18 protein-coding genes are annotated in these 18210 nt (G+C 63.4%); 9 read left to right on the top strand and 9 right to left on the bottom strand.

Features of this window, described 5'->3' with window-relative positions:
* Positions 1–43: 43 nt before the first annotated feature.
* From ACN6KF_RS19135 to ACN6KF_RS19110, 6 genes are all read right to left on the bottom strand, one after another.
* A complete protein-coding gene (locus ACN6KF_RS19135) occupies positions 44–823 on the bottom strand; it encodes an ABC transporter ATP-binding protein (protein WP_434958368.1) in 780 nt (259 codons plus the stop codon).
* Positions 824–834: 11 nt separating this feature from the next.
* On the bottom strand, positions 835–1557 hold the full coding sequence (locus ACN6KF_RS19130; protein ID WP_434958367.1) for an ABC transporter permease: 723 nt from the start codon (positions 1555–1557) through the stop codon (positions 835–837).
* A gap of 8 nt (positions 1558–1565) precedes the next feature.
* Positions 1566–2321, bottom strand: coding sequence for an ABC transporter permease (locus ACN6KF_RS19125; protein WP_434958366.1), 756 nt, complete (start codon positions 2319–2321; stop codon positions 1566–1568).
* Between the two features lie 209 nt (positions 2322–2530).
* Positions 2531–3385, bottom strand: coding sequence for a transporter substrate-binding domain-containing protein (locus ACN6KF_RS19120; RefSeq protein WP_434958365.1), 855 nt, complete (start codon positions 3383–3385; stop codon positions 2531–2533).
* A gap of 154 nt (positions 3386–3539) precedes the next feature.
* Complete coding sequence (locus ACN6KF_RS19115) at positions 3540–4397, bottom strand: transporter substrate-binding domain-containing protein (RefSeq protein ID WP_434959710.1); 858 nt, start codon at positions 4395–4397, stop codon at positions 3540–3542.
* A gap of 36 nt (positions 4398–4433) precedes the next feature.
* On the bottom strand, positions 4434–5840 hold the full coding sequence (locus tag ACN6KF_RS19110) for a formimidoylglutamate deiminase (protein WP_434958364.1): 1407 nt from the start codon (positions 5838–5840) through the stop codon (positions 4434–4436).
* Between the two features lie 112 nt (positions 5841–5952).
* Between ACN6KF_RS19110 and hutC the strand changes: the two genes are divergently transcribed.
* The 5 genes from hutC (at position 5953) to ACN6KF_RS19085 (ending at position 12456) form a co-directional block, all read left to right on the top strand.
* A complete protein-coding gene (hutC, locus tag ACN6KF_RS19105; protein WP_434958363.1) occupies positions 5953–6756 on the top strand; it encodes a histidine utilization repressor in 804 nt (267 codons plus the stop codon).
* Positions 6757–6836: 80 nt separating this feature from the next.
* Entirely contained in the window at positions 6837–8510 is a 1674-nt protein-coding gene (gene hutU, locus ACN6KF_RS19100; RefSeq protein WP_434959709.1) for a urocanate hydratase, read from the top strand.
* A gap of 478 nt (positions 8511–8988) precedes the next feature.
* Positions 8989–10167, top strand: coding sequence for a porin (locus ACN6KF_RS19095; protein WP_434958362.1), 1179 nt, complete (start codon positions 8989–8991; stop codon positions 10165–10167).
* A 356-nt stretch (positions 10168–10523) separates the two neighbouring features.
* Positions 10524–11693 carry an ATP-grasp domain-containing protein gene (locus tag ACN6KF_RS19090; RefSeq protein WP_434958361.1) on the top strand — a complete coding sequence of 390 codons (1170 nt, stop codon included), beginning with the start codon at positions 10524–10526 and terminating at the stop codon, positions 11691–11693.
* 4 nt (positions 11694–11697) lie between these two features.
* Entirely contained in the window at positions 11698–12456 is a 759-nt protein-coding gene (locus tag ACN6KF_RS19085) for an esterase family protein (RefSeq protein ID WP_434958360.1), read from the top strand.
* A 20-nt stretch (positions 12457–12476) separates the two neighbouring features.
* Here ACN6KF_RS19085 and ACN6KF_RS19080 read toward each other — a convergent pair whose 3' ends face one another.
* On the bottom strand, positions 12477–14009 hold the full coding sequence (locus ACN6KF_RS19080) for an MFS transporter (RefSeq protein ID WP_434958359.1): 1533 nt from the start codon (positions 14007–14009) through the stop codon (positions 12477–12479).
* Between the two features lie 220 nt (positions 14010–14229).
* On the opposite strand from ACN6KF_RS19080, the gene ACN6KF_RS19075 reads away from it, so the two are divergent.
* Both ACN6KF_RS19075 and ACN6KF_RS19070 read left to right on the top strand, forming a co-directional pair.
* Positions 14230–15120 carry a LysR family transcriptional regulator gene (locus ACN6KF_RS19075; protein ID WP_434958358.1) on the top strand — a complete coding sequence of 297 codons (891 nt, stop codon included), beginning with the start codon at positions 14230–14232 and terminating at the stop codon, positions 15118–15120.
* Between the two features lie 113 nt (positions 15121–15233).
* Entirely contained in the window at positions 15234–15710 is a 477-nt protein-coding gene (locus tag ACN6KF_RS19070; protein ID WP_434958357.1) for a VOC family protein, read from the top strand.
* Between the two features lie 165 nt (positions 15711–15875).
* On the opposite strand, the gene ACN6KF_RS19065 is transcribed toward ACN6KF_RS19070, so the two are convergent.
* The gene (locus tag ACN6KF_RS19065; RefSeq protein ID WP_434958356.1) at positions 15876–16133 is read right to left on the bottom strand and encodes a hypothetical protein; all 258 of its coding nucleotides are present in this window, start codon (positions 16131–16133) and stop codon (positions 15876–15878) included.
* 93 nt (positions 16134–16226) lie between these two features.
* On the opposite strand from ACN6KF_RS19065, the gene ACN6KF_RS19060 reads away from it, so the two are divergent.
* Positions 16227–17138, top strand: a complete 912-nt coding sequence (locus ACN6KF_RS19060) for a LysR substrate-binding domain-containing protein (RefSeq protein WP_434958355.1) — start codon at positions 16227–16229, stop codon at positions 17136–17138.
* Here the strand turns inward: ACN6KF_RS19060 and ACN6KF_RS19055 are convergent.
* Positions 17117–17542 (bottom strand): anthrone oxygenase family protein, encoded by a 426-nt coding sequence (locus tag ACN6KF_RS19055; protein WP_434959708.1) that lies wholly within the window; start codon positions 17540–17542, stop codon positions 17117–17119. The genes ACN6KF_RS19060 and ACN6KF_RS19055 overlap by 22 nt on opposite strands.
* Positions 17543–17595: 53 nt before the next feature.
* Between ACN6KF_RS19055 and ACN6KF_RS19050 the strand changes: the two genes are divergently transcribed.
* The gene (locus ACN6KF_RS19050; RefSeq protein ID WP_434958354.1) at positions 17596–18063 is read left to right on the top strand and encodes a MarR family winged helix-turn-helix transcriptional regulator; all 468 of its coding nucleotides are present in this window, start codon (positions 17596–17598) and stop codon (positions 18061–18063) included.
* Positions 18064–18210 lie beyond the last annotated feature (147 nt).

Here is an 18210-nt window from a genome sequence, read left to right as displayed (position 1 = left end):
TCGCGCTTTATCCGTCAAAACGGCGGATTGGCGCTTTTGGTCATCAATGATGCTGGCTGGAGATGAACTGCTTGAAGCGCTCCGACTTCGCTTCCTTGAACAATTCGTCGGGCGAGCCGTCGGCCTCCACCTCGCCCTTGTGCAGGAACATCACGCGGTTGGAGACGTTGCGGGCAAAGCCCATTTCATGGGTGACCACCAGCATGGTGCGCCCTTCTTCGGCGAGGCCGCGCATCACGCGCAGGACTTCACCGACCAGTTCGGGATCGAGCGCCGAGGTCGGCTCGTCGAAGAGCATCACCTTTGGCTTCATGGCCAGCGCCCGGGCGATGGCGGCGCGCTGCTGCTGGCCGCCCGACATGTGGGAGGGATAGTAGTTGCGCCGCTCGGCGAGGCCGACCCGTTCCAGCAGGGCTTCCGCCTCGGCGACGCACTCGGCCTTGGGACGGCCCAGCACATGCACGGGCCCTTCGATCAGGTTCTGCAGCACGGTCATGTGTGACCACAGGTTGAAGCTCTGGAACACCATGCCGAGTTCGGATCGGATGCGGTCCACCTGCTTGCCGTTGGTGGGGGCGAGCTGGCCTTTCTTGGTTCGGCGCATCTCGACCTTCTCGCCGGCAACGACGATCTCGCCCTCGTCGGGCGTCTCGAGCAGGTTGATGCAGCGCAGGAAGGTACTCTTGCCCGAGCCCGAGGCGCCGAGAATGGAGATCACGTCGCCCTGATGGGCGTCGAGCGAGATGCCCTTGAGCACTTCGTGATCGCCAAATCTCTTGCGGATGTTCTTGACGCTGAGCGCGATTTCGCTGGAAGCGGTCATGACGTTTCCTTTCAGCCGACGATGGTGCGCGGCGTCTGCGCGCTGGGCGGCATGAAGCGCAGATGAGGGGAGAGCTTGCGCTCGGCGAGGCCGAGCAGAAAGATGATGCCGTAGCTCAGGACGAGGTAGATCGCCCCGGCCAGGGCCAGGACCGGTACGTCGAGCAGGGCCTGGCGGCCGATCTTCTGGGCGATGCCGGTCATCTCGACCACGCCGATCAGCCCGGCCAGGGAGGTCGATTTCAAGGTCAGGATCACCTCGGTCGAATAGGCTGGCAGGGCTTGGCGCAGAGCGATGGGCGCGATGATGCGGTAGAGCAACTTGAAGCCGGACATGCCGATGGCACGCGCGGCCTCGATCTCCTTAGCTGACACGGCCAGGAGGCCGCCGCGCAGGATCTCCGCCTGATAGGCGGCGGTGCACAGCGCCATCACGAACACGGCCGAGGCGAAGCGGTTCTTGAGCACCAGCCAGAACCAGGATTCCTTCATGAACTGGAATTGCGCCAGTCCGTAGAAGATCAGGAACATCTGGATCAGCAGCGGCGTGCCGCGAAAGGTGAAGATATAGGCCTTGGCCAGACCGACCAGCAGGCGGTTGTTGCTCATGCGCATCCACAGCACGATCAGGGCGAAGGCCAGGCCGAGCAGGACGGAGAAGATGAAGAGCATCAACGTCGTCGGCAGGACGGCGAGGATCTTGCTCAGGGCTTCGAGGGCGAAATCGAGGCTCATGGCGGCACCTACTGTCCCACCGGGCGGCGGAAGCTCTTGGCCACGCGCCGCTCGCCGGCATTGAAGATCTGGGTCGAGAAGGTCGTGAGGACGAGGTAGAGGCAGGCGGCGACGGTGTAGAACAGGAAGGATTGCCGCGTCGATCCGACCGCCTTGTTGGTGGCGTTCATGATCTCGATCAGGCCGGTAACCGAGATCAGGGCCGAGTCCTTGACGCTGAGCTGAAAGACATTGCCGAGACCGGGAATGGCGAAGCGCATGATCTGCGGCGCGATGATGCGGCGAAAGCGCATGAAGCGCGGCATGCCGATGGCGCGGCCCGCCTCGATCTCACCCTTGGTGATGGCGGTGAAGGCACCGCGAAAGACTTCCGCCTGATAGGCGGCGGAAATCAGGCCGACCCCGAGCGCCCCCGCCAGGAAATTGTTGACGATCGTGCTGTTGCCGATGCCGAGCGCGCCCAATGAGTTGCCGACCACGTCGACCACCCGGCCGAAATAGACCATGTAGATGATCAAAAGTTCGGGGGCGCCGCGCAGCACGATTGTGTAGACATTGCCCACCATACGGGCGGGCAGGTTGTCGGTGATCTTGGCCCAGGCGACGAACGAGCCGACGACGGCGCCGATCAGCATCGCAGCGAGGGTGACGGCGAGGGTCATCGCGGCGCCGGCGAGGAGATAGAAGCCCCAGCCGGTCTCACCGAAACCGAGAATGGAAACCAGATAGGAGATCTTGTCGGGCAGGCTCGTGATTACGTCCACAATTTGGCTCTCCTCTCGGGGTAGGCCAGTGAGACAGGAAGCGATGATTGCGATGCAGACCGTTCTTCCGCACCAAAGGTGGTGAGGCCAGCCGCGCAATCCCGCTCCGACGATCCTGCGGGGCGTCTACGCCGGCCCGCAAGGCTCGTGTATGGCGTTTTGCGATGAGACGGGATCACACATCCAATCGCAAAGACGCGTCCTGCGGCTCAGGATCCCTTGATAGGGGTCACGTCGAGCTTGAACCATTTCAGGCTCAGCTTCTTGACCGTGCCGTCGGCGATGGCGGTGCCGATCGCCTTGTCCCACATATCGCGCAGATCGTTGTCTGATTGGCGGAAGGCCGGGCCGATGCCCTCGCCCCAGATCGGGCCGGCGATCTGGGCGCCGAGCAGCGTCATCTGCTCATTGCCTGACTTGGCGAAGGCGGAAGTGAAATAGGTGTCGTCGTCGAAACCGACATCGATGCGCCCGCCCGTAATGTCGAGGTCGCGCTCGCCCGAGGTCTTGTACTCGGTGATGGTGGCGATGTCCTTGAAGTTCTCTTCGACGAATTTGGTGTAGACGGTGGCAGTCTGGATGCCGATGGTCTTGCCCTTCAGCGCCTCCCGCATCTTCTCCACCGTGCTCTTGTCATGGCCGGCCTCACCCGTCAGCGTCACCGTAGTGCCGGTGCCCTCCATCTTGGCCAGGTCGCCGGTCTTCAGTCCGGCGAAACCGGCCGGGGTCTGGGCGTAGGGCTGCGAGAAGGCGACCTGCTTCTTGCGATCGTCGGTGATCGACATGGCATCCATGATCATGTCGAACTTGCCGCCGTTCAGGCCGGAGATCATGCCGTCCCAGTCCTGCGCGATGAATTTGCACTCGATCTTCATGCGCCCGCACAGATCCTTGGCGAGGTCGATCTCGAAACCGTCCATGCTGCCGTCGGGCTTGGTCAGGTTCCAGGGCTCGTAGGCGCCTTCCAGGGCGATGGTGACCGTCTTCCACTCCTTGGCCTGCGCGGGCATGGCCGCAATGGCCGTCAGTGCCAGCAGCGCCGAGGAGAGCAGGTATTTCTTCATTGTCGGTTCCCCTTTGGGTTCTGCCGCCCGGTTTTCCGGATCGGCTTCATTCTGGATCGCCCTTGCAGTGCCCCGATCGGTCTTGCGCCGCTTGCATGAGGTCGTATCCGGGCGGAGCGTAGTCGCCGCCCGGATGTCGGCATCTGTTCTCAGCTCAGGACTTGTTCTCGGGCGACATGTCGATCTTGAACCATTTCAGGCTCAGCTTCTTGATGGTGCCGTCGGCCTGGGCCTCGCCGATCGCCTTGTCGAACATGTCGCGCAGATCCGTATCGGATTTGCGGAAGGCCGGGCCGATGCCTTCGCTCCAGACCGGGCCGGTGATTTCAGGGCCGGTGAGCGTCATTTCCGAATGATCGGGCTTGGGCAGCACCGAAGCATAGAAGGTGATGTCGCCTACCGTGGCGTCGACGCGGCCGGCGGCCAGGTCGAGATCGGCCTCACCGACGGTCTTGTATTCGGTGACGGTGACGACGTCCTTGAAGTTCTTGGCCAGCCACTCGGCATAGTTGGTGGCGACCTGCACGCCGACGGACTTGCCCTTCAGCGCTTCGCGCAGGGTATCGAGCGTGGCCTTGTCCTTGGTGGCATCGCCCGACAGCGTCACGATGGTGCCCTTGCCCGGAATCTTGGCGAGGTCGCTCGACTTCAGCGTGGCGAAACCGGCCCGCTCACCGGCATAGGGGCGCGAGAAGTCGATTTGCTTCTTGCGCTCCGCGGTGATCGACATGCCGTCCATGATCACGTCGAATTTACCGGCATTGAGGCCCGGGATCATGCCGTCCCAGTCCTGGGCAATGTACTTGCATTCGACCTTGATGCGCCCGCATAGATCCTTGGCGAGGTCGACCTCGAAGCCGTCCATGGTGCCGTCGGGCTTGGTCAGGTTCCAGGGCTCATAGGCGCCCTCCAGGCCGATGGTGACGGTTTTCCACTCCTTGGCCTGCGCGGCCGGAACGCTCATCAGCGTCGCCAGCGCCAGGATGGCGGTGGAAATGAGGGTCTTCTTCATCATCAATTCCCCTATGTTGATCGCAACCTGCGTGCCTCACTGGCGCGCCAGGTTTCTGATCGCGGTCTTGAAGGCCGCATTGATGATGTCGTCCTGGTCGTGGCGCCCGTCGCGGATACGCCACTGCCCCTCAACCATGACGTCACGCACCGTACGGTCGCCAAGCGCGAACAGCCAGCGATCGACAATAGCGTCATCCTTGGCGCTGTCCATGAAAGCATCATCGCCATCGAGCACGACGAGACTGGCTGTCATGCCGGGGGCGATGGCGCCGATGCGCTGGCCGAGGGCCTGTGCTCCGCCGGCGAGCGCTGCGTCGTAAATATCGCGGCCGACCGAGCGGTGCGGGCCGTTGGCGAGGCGGTTGCGGCGCTCGTCACGCAGGCGCTGCGAATATTCGAGCGTGCGCAGTTCGTCGACGACGCTGGGGGAGACATGGCTGTCGGTGCCGATGCCGAACCGCCCGTTCTGCGCACGATAGGAGACCGCCTCGAAGATACCGTCGCCGAGATTGGCCTCCGTCGCGGGACACAGGCCCGCGACGGCACCGCTCGCCGCCATGCGGGTGAGCTCGGACGGATCGGCATGGGTGGCATGGATCAGGCACCAGCGCTCGTCGACCGGCATATGGTCGAATAGCCATTGCATCGGGCGCTTGCCGCTCCAGGCGATGGAATCGTCGACCTCCTTCTGCTGCTCGGCGATGTGGATATGCAGCGGCCCGGGTTTCGACATCACCTTGGGCAGGCTTGCCAGCAGCGTGGTCATTTCTTCCGGCGTTGCCGCCCGCAGCGAATGGAAAGCATAGCCGAGCGTGGCACCTTGTGCGGTGCAGGCCGGGGCAAGGTCCGCCATCAGCCGCTCGAAGCCTTCGACGTCGTGGATGAAGCGGCGCTGGCCCTCATGCGGGGCGACGCCGCCGAAATTGGCGTGGGCGTAGAAGACGGGCAGCAGCGTCATGCCGATGCCACTGGTCCTGGCCGCGGCCAGGATGCGCTTTGCCATCTCCGCGCGGTCGGCAAAGAGGGCACCGCTCTTGTCGTGATGCAGATAGTGGAACTCGGCGATCGAGCCGAAGCCGGCCTTGAGCAGGTCGACATAGAGCTTGGTGGCGATCGCCTGCGCATCCTCGGGCGTGATCTGGCCGACGGTGCGATACATTTCCTCGCGCCAGGTCCAGAAACTGTCGCTGCCGGCGCCGGACACTTCGGCAAGGCCGGACATGGCGCGCTGGAAGGCGTGGGAATGCAGGTTCGGCATGGCGGGCAGCACGGGCCCCGCGGTGATCTGCGCGCCATCGGCCGGGGCATCGGGGGTCACGGCGCTGATCCGGCCTGCGACATCGATGTCGATCCGCACATTCCTCGCCCAGCCATCGGGCAGCAGGGCCTGGCTGGCATGAAGGCTGTGGTTGCTCTGGAGTTGTGGGCGGAAATCGGGCATGTTTGTGTACCGACGAGTTCGCAACTTGTATGTATAAGTTTTATACATATTTTTGCAGTCGTGACAAGCGCCGTGTGACACGGTGAAGCGATTTTTGAGGAATGACGTCGCCATGAGCATGTCGCCGGACCGAAAGCCGGAACCCGCCATATCGGTCACGCCGCTCTATGCGGAGGTGAAGCAGCACATCCTGACGCGGGTGCGCAGCGGCGAATGGCCGCCGGATCATCGCATTCCTTCTGAAAGCGAGCTGGTGGAGCAGCTCGGGGTCAGTCGCATGACGGTGAACCGGGCGCTGCGCGAACTCAGTCTCGAGGGCGTATTGGTGCGCATGCAGGGCAGGGGCTCCTTCGTCGCCGGCGGCAACAGCCACTCGGATGTGTTTGCCGTCACCAATATCGCCGAGGAGATCCGTGGACGCGGCCACGATTACAGCGCGCAGGTTCTCCTGCTCGACACGCTGAAAGCGACGCCGGATATCGCCGATTTGCTCGAATTGCCGATCGGAAGCCCGGTTTTTCACTCGATCGTCGTGCATTGCGACAATGACGTGCCGATCCAGCTCGAGGATCGCTTCGTCAATCCTGCCGTGGCGCCGGCCTATCTCGACCATGATTTTTCCAAGGTGACGCCCAATGAGGTGCTCAGTGCGGTGGTGCCGTGGAGCGAGGCGGAACATCGCATCGAGGCGGTGCTGCCGCAGGCCTGGGAGTGCAAACTGCTGGCGATCTCGCGGGCCGATCCTTGTCTGCTGATCCGTCGCCGCACATTTGCCACCGGCTGGGTTGGGGCGCCTACACCGGAAGCCGGCGGGGAAGAAGAGGCTGTGCAGCATGTCGTCACGGCGGTGCGTCTGTTGCTGCCGGGCGGCCGTTATCGCATCGAGCATCGCCGGCACTCGAACCGGGTGGGGTAGTCGTCCGGGGCGTCAGATGCCCTTGACGGCCCGTAAAACTGCTGCTAACTTGTATATACAAGCAACACGAGGTCATGTACATGCTAAGCAATGCCCGTTTCCGCGATGTCGAGATCCGCGCCCCGCGTGGCACCCAGCTCAACGCCAAGAGCTGGCTGACCGAAGCGCCGCTGCGCATGCTCATGAACAATCTCGATCCCGACGTCGCCGAGAACCCCAAGGAACTGGTGGTTTATGGCGGCATCGGCCGCGCCGCGCGCGACTGGGAGTGCTTCGACACCATCGTCCGCGAACTGAAGAACCTCAACAATGACGAGACGCTGCTGGTGCAATCGGGCAAGCCGGTCGGCGTGTTCAAGACCCATGCCGATGCGCCGCGCGTACTGATCGCCAATTCCAACCTGGTGCCGCATTGGGCGACCTGGGAGAAGTTCAACCAGCTCGATGCCGAAGGCCTGATGATGTACGGCCAGATGACGGCCGGCTCCTGGATCTATATCGGTTCGCAGGGCATCGTGCAGGGCACCTATGAGACCTTCGTCGAGGCCGGTCGCCAGCATTATGGCGGGGACCTCGCCGGCCGCTGGGTGCTCACTGCCGGTCTCGGCGGCATGGGCGGCGCTCAGCCGCTTGCCGCGACCCTCGCCGGCGCCGTGTCGCTCAACATCGAATGCCAGCAGCAGAGCATCGATTTCCGCCTGCGCACCCGCTATGTAGACAAGCAGGCCCGGGATCTCGATCACGCGCTCGAACTCATCAAACATCATTGCGACCGCAAGGAAGCCGTCTCGATCGCCCTGCTCGGCAATGCCGCCGAGATCCTGCCCGAACTGGTGGCCCGCGGCGTCCGCCCGGACATGGTCACCGACCAGACCTCCGCGCATGACCCGCTGAACGGCTACCTGCCTGTTGGCTGGACCTGGGAGGAGTACAAGGAGCGCGCCCGCACCGAGCCAGCCCATGTCGTCGCCGAGGCCAAGAAGTCGATGGCCGTGCATGTGCGCGCCATGCTCGACTTCCAGAAGATGGGCGTGCCCACCTTCGATTACGGCAACAATATCCGCCAGATGGCCAAGGAAGTCGGCGTCGACAACGCCTTCGATTTTCCGGGCTTCGTGCCGGCCTATATCCGCCCGCTGTTCTGCCGCGGCATCGGCCCCTTCCGCTGGGCGGCCCTGTCGGGCGATCCTGCCGACATCGCCAAGACCGACGCCAAGGTCAAGGAGCTCATTCCCGACGACAAGCATCTGCACAACTGGCTCGACATGGCCGCCGAGCGCATCGCCTTCCAGGGCCTGCCCGCCCGCATCTGCTGGGTCGGCCTGGGACAGCGCCACCGCCTCGGCCTCGCCTTCAACGAGATGGTGCGCACCGGCGAATTGTCCGCCCCGGTCGTCATCGGCCGCGACCATCTCGACTCGGGCTCTGTCGCTTCGCCCAACCGCGAGACGGAATCGATGCGTGACGGGTCGGACGCCGTGTCCGATTGGCCGCTGCTCAACGCCCTGCTCAACTGCGCTTCGGGTGCGACCTGGGTCTCGCTCCATCATGGTGGCGGTGTCGGGATGGGTTATTCGCAGCATTCGGGCATGGTCATCGTCTGCGACGGCACCGAGGACGCAGACCGCCGCCTCGCCCGCGTGCTGGTGAACGATCCCGGCACCGGCGTGATGCGCCATGCCGACGCCGGCTACGACATCGCCATCGACTGGGCCAAGCAGCAGGGCATGAATCTGCCGATGCTGAACATGTAAGGCGGCGTGCAGGCCTTGCCCGGCATCCTCTAAAATACGATCATGGCCAACCCCGCGGGGGTGGTCGACAGGCGGGTCTTCGGGCCCGCCTTTTTTCTTGCCCGGATGGAGCGTTTCAGTCGCCGGGCGTCCCACCAAGCGGTGACCTTGGTTTACCGCTCGGTGCAAGGTGGAGTTGCAGCATGTCGTTGTTGCAATGTGACTTTTAAGTAACAAGGAGGCTAAAAAGCGGCCATTATCAGGCGAGTGGCAAGAATTTGTGTTGTCGACTTGGTTCGATTGGTTCAGATTCAAGCGGTAAATTTTTTAATGTCGTACTTTTGCTTCTGCTGCCAATACGATTTTAATCCGAAGACCTTCTGTCTTTTACTGGGTGGCAGATATTTTCTTGGAGGAAATCATGATAAAAAAATCATTTATTTTGGGAACAGTCGCCGGTCTCACCAGTTTTGCGGCCGCCCATGCGGCGGATCTTCCCATGACCAAGGGCGAGGCCGTCGAATATGTGAAGGTCTGCACGGCTTTTGGGCCTGGCTTCTTCTATATTCCCGGTAGCGATACCTGCCTGCGGATCGGCAGCGAGTTCCGCATAGACTATCGCGTCTATGGCGGCGGCAAGTTCAATCGCGACGACAACCGCACCGCCTTCAACGCCCAGGCCCGTGTCTGGTTCGATGCCCGCACCGAGACCGAATATGGCTTGCTGCGCTCCTATTTCCAGATCAACGCGGACAGCAATACCGCCACCCGTGTCAATGGCACGGAGCAGCGCAACCGCTTCACCATTGACAAGGCCTTCATCCAGTTCGGCGGGCTGACGGCCGGTTATGCGCATTCCTTCTTCGGCTTCTACGACAACGACTATGGCAACACCATCTTCGGCCCCTACTACGCCCAGTCGAACACGGTGAACCTGCTCGCCTACACGGCGCAGTTCGGTGGCGGCTTCTCGGCCACCCTGTCGATCGAGGATGGCCGCGATCATCGCCAGAACGACGTGTTCGCCTATCAGGGCGGCCAGCAGGTGCCAGATGTCGTCGGCGTGCTCAGGCTCGATCAGGAGTGGGGCACGGTCGCGCTTCAGGCCGCGGCCCATCAGTTCCGCAGTGCCTCGCGCTTTGACGACGGCACGCCGGACGGGGTCGCCCTGCGTCACCAGAACAAATGGGGCTATGCGATCGGCGGCGATGTGCTGATCAAGATCCCACAGCTCCAGGACGGGCATCTGGTGATCGAAGGCCAGTATGCCGATGGCGCGCTGGACTATCTCGGCGCCGACAATCTCTATGCCATGCGGGCGCAGGACTTCTATTATCGCAACGGCTTTTCGCGGCTGGAAGCCGGCAAGGGCTGGTCGATCACGGCGGAACTGGGCGGCAACTTCACGCCGCAATGGGGCTTCAACATCGTGCCGAGCTATATCGACACGCGCTATGACGGCGCCGGCATCAATGGCCAGGACCTGAAGGCCAAGGAATATGCCATCACCGGCAACCTGACCTACATGATCGTCAAGGGCCTGTCGGTGACCGGGGAAGTCTCCTACATCCGCTCGGAGTTCGATCGTGAGCTGGGCACCGATACCCTCGCCGATGTCAGGCCGAAGGAGAAGCTCAACTCGGTGGTCGGCGGCATCCGCATCAAGCGGATGTTCTGAGGAGGACTGCAGTCCGATGCCGGCGTGAGCTGGTGCGCAAGAAAGGGGGCAGGGTCTAATCCGCGTCACTTGAGACAGGCGAAACGTGCCGGCGAGGGTCGTATAAACTCGACGACGCCTCAGTGAACGGGATTGGGCATTGCGGCCCCCTTTTCTACTATCCCCAACCTGCTCGCCAGCGTGTTTCCAAGCGCAGGCGAGGGCACAGGACTCCGGGGGGGCGCGTCCCCCGGCAAATCAGCCGTCAATGCGCCAGTATTTTTGGAACTTCAGATGAGAAGCGGCATGGTGCCGGTCTTTAGTGGCGGGCCGCGATGTTGTAGAGCGAGATGTGCTGCCCGCTCTGGAGCCTTGCCTTGAAGTTCGTCTATTTCTCCCCGCATTTCCCCGACAATGGCGCGACGTTCTGCAGCCGGCTGGCTAGCGCCGGCGTGACGGTCCTGGGCATCGGCGATGCTTCCTACGAGACGCTGCGGCCCGAGCTCAAAAGCGCGCTCGCCGAATACTACCGCGTTTCCAACATGGAGGATGGCGATCAGGTCCTGCGCGCCATGGGCCATTTCATCCATCGCTGGGGACGCATCGATCGCTTTGAATCCCTCAACGAGCATTGGCTCGAGCAGGATGCCGGAATCCGCACCGATTTCAACATTCCCGGCATCAAACGCGATTTCGTCGACAATCTGAAGCAGAAGTCGAAGATGAGGGCCTTTTTCGACAAGGCGGGCGTCGAGACGATCCGCCAGTGCCCCTATGTCGACCGCGCGGGTGTGGAGGCTTTCATCGGCGAGGTCGGTTATCCCCTCGTGATCAAGCCTGATCAGGGCTCGGGGGCCAGCAACACCGTGAAGATCGCTTCGGCTGGCGATCTCGACCGTTTCGAGGCCAGTCGGCGACCGGGGGTTACCTATGTGGTCGAGCAGTTCATCGACGGCATCGTGCTCACTTATGACGGGCTTGTTGATCGCGAAGGCCGAATCGTGTTCGCCGCCAGCCACCGCTTCGAGCAATCCATCATGGGCGTGGTCAACGCCGACAGCCATCTCAACTATTACTGCCTGCCCCACGTCGATCCGGCGATTGAACAGGCGGGACGGGCCGCCATCGCCAGTTTCGGCATTCGCGAGAAATTTTTCCATATCGAGTTCTTCCAGACACGGGCGGACAAACGCATCGTGGCGCTGGAGATCAATATGCGCCCTCCCGGCGCCTGGATGACCGATGCCATCAACTATGCCTATGACATGGACGTCTATCGCGAATGGGCCAGCATGGTGGCGGATCATGCGGTCGGCGGTCCGTTCAAGGGGCGTTATTATGTCGGCTATGCCAGTCGCAAGAACCATATCCGCTACGTCAACGGCCACCAGGCCATCTTGAAGGCACATGGCGACAAGATCGTGCATTTCGCGCCGATCGAGGCCGTATTCAGCCGGGCCATGGGCAATTTCGCCTATCAGTTCCGTTCCGAGGATTTCGATGAGGTGAAGGCGATCGTGCGTTTCATCCAGGCCGTGGAGGATTGAGACGTTGCAGATCGCCTATCACAAGCGTGGCAGCGCCGAACTCGGGCGCGAGATGGAATTCAAGGTCTATGGCCATGCCGGCAGGCCGGTTCTGGTCTTCCCCACCTCGAACGGGCGCTTCTATCAGTATGAGGATTCGGGCGGCATCGCCGTCCTTTCCGACCGCATCGAGGCCGGCGAACTGCAGGTGTGGACTGTTGATGGCATCGACGGCGAGAGTTTCTTTGCCGAGCATGGCGATCTCCAGCACCGCGTCGGCCGCCACGAGGCCTATTTTCGCTATGTCCGCCATGAATTGCTGCCGGAAATCCTGGACGCGACCGGCGGAAGAGCGCCCCTGTTGACCGGATGCTCGATGGGGGCCTTCCACGCCAGCAACTTCCTGTTTCGTTTTCCGGAGACGGTGGCGGGTGTGATCGGCTTGAGCGGCGTCTACTCGACCCGGCACTTCTTCGGGGCGGCGCTCGACGGACAGATCTATTTCAATTCGCCGCTTGCCTATCTCGGTGGTCTGGAGGAAGGCGAGTTGCTGGATCGGATCCGCTCGCGCCGCCTGTTCTTCTGTTGCGGGCTGGGCGCCTGGGAAGAGAGAATGATCGAGGATACCAGCAATCTAGCGCAGGTCCTTTCCGCCAAGCGGATTCCGGCCTGGATCGATTTTTGGGGTCCCGATGTCAGCCACGACTGGCCCTGGTGGCACCGGCAGATCGTGTATTTCTTCGGTAAATGGCTGGAGGCCGACCGCGCCAGCCCGGTGGGATAGCGCGGCGGGCCGGGTTGGGGTCAGAGGGAAGAGGACAGGGCGGTCGCCTCCTCCGCGTTGGCCCGCGTCGGGGCTTCGCGGCGTCCGAGAAAGACGAAGACTACCACGGCCGTGACGATGGTGATGGCGGCAAGCAGCAGGAGCAGTGTGGCGAAAGCATCGCCATAGGCCTGGATCAGCGCGGAGCGGGCAAGCTGTGGCAGCGCACCGGCAGCGCCGGCGACGTCGCCCGTCACCAGTTTCTGGGCTCCTTCCCTCACCTGTTCACCGGCGAGGTGGCCGGCGGTCAGGGCCGAGAGCACGGCGCTGACGATAGCGAGCGCCACACCTTCGCCGGCGACGCGGACCGTCGAGAAAATGCCGGTTGCCATGCCGGCGCGCTCGGCGGGCACCACGGAGACGGCGAGGCCGTCCATCAGGCCCCAGGGCAGGCTGATGCCGATGCCGATCACGGCCATGGGCGCGAGCATGGCTGATACCGCGCCACCAACAGGCATGAAGCTCAACCAGGCAAGCCCGGCAGCGCAGACCAGCAGGCCGAGGCCGCAGATCGCGGCCGGTGCGATCCAGCGCGAGAGCCAGCCCGCCAGAAGCGGGAGAACCAGCAGCGGAGCGGACAGGGCCATCATCATGCGGCCGGCCGCGACTTCATCGACGCCCTCGATGCCGACGAAGCGGATCGGCAGGAGGATCAGCAGTACCACGAAGGCATAGGCCGGGGCGGCTGCCAGCAATTGCACGCCGACGAAGCGGCCATAGCGGAACAGGCTGAGATCGAGCATGGGGCGAGGCGAGTTGAGTTCGATGCGCACGAACAGTGCCATCAGGGCGACGGCGCCGATGAGGAGGGCGATGACGAGTGGATCGCCCCAGCCGCTTTCGGGGGCCTGCAGCATGCCATAGGTGAACAGGGTCAGGGCGAGCGTGAAGCTGATCGCGCCCGGCCAATCCAATCCGCGGGCCTTGGGATCACGGGATTCCCGCAGCACGACGATGCCGATGAGGAAGGAGGCAACCGTCAAGGCGACGACGGCAAGGAAGATGCTGGGCCAGCCGAAAGTCTGCGTCATCACGCCCGAGCTGATCGGGCCGAAGGAGAGGCCGGCGCCGAAGCTCGCGCCGACGACGCTGAAGGCGCGCATGCGGGCAGTATCGGAGAATTCCTGTGCCAGGGCCGCCATGCCGCCGGCGAAGGCCGCGGCGGCGGCGATGCCCTGGAGTGCGCGCAGGAGGTCGAAGATCAGGATGGAGCGGGCCCCCACCAGGGCCAGCGAGGCCAGGGCGAAGCCGGCGACGCCGGTGAGGAAGATGCGCTTGCGCCCGAAACTGTCCGCCAGGGCGCCGGCGGCCATCAGCGCACTGCCGAAGGTCAGCATGAAGGCATTCGTCACCCAGTTCAAGGCGACCGGGCTGCCGCCCAGTGTGTCGGCGATGGCGGTCAGCGCCACGGCCGGACCGGTGAAGGTCAGCGGCATGGCGATGGCGGCAAGGCAGACGGATAGGAGGATGAGCGCCTTGTGGGCTGCGCTCGGAGCCAAGGTTCGGTCTGTCATGAAATCGGTGCTCAAAGTTTGGTGGCAGGTCGCCAGCCCGATCCAGGCGGCTCCGCGTAGAAGCTACCCGGGGGAAATGGCGCGATCCATTGCGAGCAATCTATTCTTGCCGCATTATCGGCGAAATAGGGGCTTCGTTCCGAAGATAGCGGAATGAAATTCCGGAATGGCGAGGAGGCTTGACCAAGCCTTCCCGGCTGGATGCTCTCGCGGAGGATATATGGACAGGAGCGGCAATCTCACGGCCTTCGTGCGCACGGCCGATCTCGGCAGTTTCGCCGCGGCCGGACGGGTGCTCGGCCTTTCGGCCTCGGCCGTCGGCAAGGCGGTCGCGAAGCTGGAGCAGGATCTCGGTGTGCGGCTGTTCCAGCGCACCACCCGCACCATCCGCCTCACCGAGGAGGGACGCCTGTTCCACGAGCGCTGCCGTCGCGTCCTTGACGATCTCGATGATGCCTGGGCCATTGTGGCGGGTTCACGCGATGCCCCACGGGGCAGGCTGCGGGTGTCGACGCCGGTCGTCACCTATCACATCCTGATGCCCCTGATGCCGGAGTTCACCACGCTCTATCCGGAGATCGAACTCGACTTCGATTTCAACGACCGGCTGGTTGACTTGGTCGAGGAGGGTGTCGATATCGCCGTCCGCAGCGGTGAGCTGCCGGATTCCCGGCTGATGTCGCGGGTGTTCTGCTCCTTCCGCCAGATGCTGTTCGCTTCACCCGCTTATCTCGATCGTCATGGCACGCCGCAGAAGCTGCGCGATCTCGATGGCCATCTCGCCATCCGCTACCGCTTTCTCAACAGCGGCAGGATGCTGGAATGGCCCTTGATCCTGCCGCCGGACGAGCCCGAGCCGCGTACGCGTACCATCTTCACCTGCAACAATATGGAGGCGATGCGAGGCGCCACGCTGGGTGGCCTCGGCATTGGCGTCATGCCGGATTTCCTGGTGTGCGATGCCGTTGCGGCGGGGACGTTGCGAACCGTGCTGCCCGATCACGTGGGCGGGCCGCGCAATTTCAACATGATCTGGCCGTCCAACCGGCATCTCTCGCCGAAGGTTCGTGTCTTCGTGGACTTCATGCAGGCCCGGCTCAGTGGCGTGTGAGCATGAAATGCGCGGCCAAGATTCGCGGCCAAAAATTTGGGCCATTGTCGGATTGGCAGACCTTCCCTCGTCCTTGAGATATCCGGCCGCGAGGCCCCTCGGAGGAGAACGCCATGTCCAAGATTTCGCCGTGCTTGTGGTTTGCGGGGGAGGCCGAGGAGGCCGCCAGTTTCTATGTCTCGCTCTTACCGGATTCGCGCATCGATCATGTGCAGCGCAATGTTGCGGACGGTCCGGGCGGCAAGGCCGGCAGTGTGCTGATGGTCCGCTTCACCCTCGCCGGCGAGAGCTATCTCGCCCTCAATGGCGGCGAGAAATGCGAATACAATCACGCTGTTTCCTTCCACATCGACTGCGCTGACCAGGCCGAGATCGACCGGCTGTGGGATGCGCTGGGCGAGAAGGGCGAATTGATCCATTGCGGCTGGCTCAAGGACCGCTATGGCGTGCACTGGCAGATCGTTCCCTCGATCCTGCCGACGCTGCTGGCCGATCCCGATCAGGCCAAGGCGCAACGGGTCATGACCGCCGTGCTCGGGGCGATCAAGTTCGACATCGCCACGCTGCAGAAGGCCTATGACGCGGTGTAAGGCACTGTCCGGAAGGGCTGAAGCGCTACCTTTGTCTTGCCCGGGCTTGACCGGGCACCCGGCGGCCCGGTCTCGATGCCTCGAAAGGCGGGCTGGATTGCCGGGTCAAGCCCGGCGATGACAGAGGTTGAGCCCATTCAATTCGGTTATTGGTGATCAGCCGTTCTAGCGAGCGGCGATCGCTGCTCCCCGCATGGGCTGATGCGATGGTGCGCGACACGCTGCCGCCCTGCCCGGATTGGGGGCCAGCGCGCCCGCATCATGACCGGGTGCCGGTGGTGGTTCCAGCGGCAGGTCAGCCAGTTCCCGCAGGGACATGGCCTGCAAGCTGGGATGGTCGAGCGGCTCCAGGCTGTGGCCTGATACCAGCCACAGCTTGGTCCAGCACTCCTTAAGGGTCTTGAGTATCCTGACGGTCAGCATGTCTGCGATATCCCTGAATTCTGCTGTTGAATCTCGGGCAAAGGCGGCAGGAAAGAAATGGAGTTCTGCGCGGGCATGCTATAGAAAAACTATATGGATAGTCTGCTGCGATATCAGCTCGGTGCCTTGCGGGCGGTCGAGGCCGCCGGGCGCCTGGGCTCGATGGCGAAAGCCGCCGAGGAACTCGGCGTCACCGTGGGTGCCGTCAGCCAGCAGGTACTCAAGGCCGAGCAGCGGTTGGGACGGCCGATCTTCACGCGCGGACCGAAGGGACTGATGCCGACACCGCTCGGCCAGTCCCTGCTCGCGGGCCTCACCCGCGGTTTCCGGGAGATCTCGCAGGCGCTGACCACGGCCGAGGCCCGGGCCGAGCATGTGCTGACGGTGACGGTCGCGCCGGTTCTTGCCGCCAAATGGCTGGTGCCGCGCTTGCATCGCTTCCATGAGGCTCATCCGGGCCTGCAATTGCGCATCGATGCCTCGGTCGAGCTGGTGGATTTCGACATTTCGGATGTCGATGTCGGCGTGCGCGTCGGCGCCGGGCCCTGGCCGGGCGTACGGGCTGACTATCTCATGGATCAGAGCCTGTTTCCGCTCTGCTCGCCGGCGCTTGCGGCCGGCATCCGGGAGGTCGAGGATCTGGTCAGGCTTCCCGCCATCATCGACTATAATTCGCCCGAGACCTGGCCGATCTGGCTGGCGGCCTATGGCAAGGCGGATCTGCTGCTCGCAGCCGGTCCCGCCTTTTCGGATGCGGCGCTGTGTCTCGATGCCGCGATCGCCGGCCAGGGCGTGTCGATCGGCTGGCTGACATTGGCCCAGGATGCCCTGCGTGACGGGCGCCTGGTTGCGCCGTTCCCGCGCCCGGTGCAGACCGGCCTTGCCTATTGGCTGGTGAGTTCGGCGCGCCGCAAGCCTTCAGCCAAAGTAAAGGCTTTCGAAGCCTGGCTGCGGGCCGAGCTGGCCGATGTGGCAGCCGGGTCTCAGGCGGAGGCGACGAGATAGGCCAGTGTTGCCGCTGCGCCGAGGGCGGTGCGGACGGCGTGCAGCCGGCCCCAGAGCCCGATGAGCAGGCGCGTCTGCGAGCCCGCCTCATCGTTCGGCGTTGCCTCCAGGAGCCGGTTGGTCGGCATGATGCCCAGCAGCGTATAGGGCCAGTTCGCCAGCATCAGTACGGCGCCAACCAGCCAGAGCCAGCTGCCGGAGAGCCAGGCAACGGCGAGGCCTGCGAGACCCGAGGCAACGGCGAGACTGGCCTGCATGGCAAAGCCGCGCGCATAGCTCGGTTTCCATTGCGCCAGCAGGGAGGCGTCGTCGAGGCTGAGCCGCGCCGGCTGTTCGGCAACGTTGATGTAGAAGGCGGCCCCGGTGAAGGCGGCTGCAAGGATGAGGGTGATCTGGCCGATCAGCATGGATCTGCTCCAATTTGACAATATGTTGTCTAGTTGGATATATATTGTCAATGAATGAATCGGATCCTGCGCTGGTTGGCGAAGGCGTTACGGCCCTCATCCTCGAAGTGTTCCGCCTGAATGGACGCCTGCTCGCGGCCGGCGACCGGCTGGTGGCCGGAGTCGGGTTGAGCAGTGCGCGCTGGCAGGTGCTCGGCGCCATTGCGCTGGCTGGCACCCCGCAGCCCGTAGCGCATCTTGCCCGTTCCATGGGACTCAATCGCCAGGGCGTGCAGCGCATCGTCAACGAACTGGCGGAGGAGGACCTTCTCGCGTTCCGCGACAATCCCCATCATCGCCGGGCCAGGCTGGTGGTGATGACGGCAAGAGGGAAGGCCGTCTACGAAGCCGCGAACCGGCTGCAGAAGCCCTGGGTGGATGCCCTTTCGCGGGGATTGGCGGCTGAAGACGTGACGGCCTGCCTACGCCTGATCGAAACCCTGCGTGTTCGGTTGGAGGCAGAGGCCGATCCGGAGTAGTGCAGGAGCCGAGGTGGCGGCGACGAGAAACGACAGGCATCCGATGTCCATCTCCGGACGATCCCCGACTTTTCGGGCCGGTGGCTTGCGCCCCATCATGATGAAGGCCCTGCCGGCATTCGCCGGAGTGAGAAAGGGACCGTTGCG

This window comes from Labrys methylaminiphilus subsp. lupini (genome assembly GCF_051161885.1).
Taxonomy (GTDB): Bacteria; Pseudomonadota; Alphaproteobacteria; order Rhizobiales; family Labraceae; genus Labrys.
The sequence above is the reverse complement of the archived record's forward strand: the minus strand, read 5'-3'. Positions and strand labels throughout refer to the sequence as shown.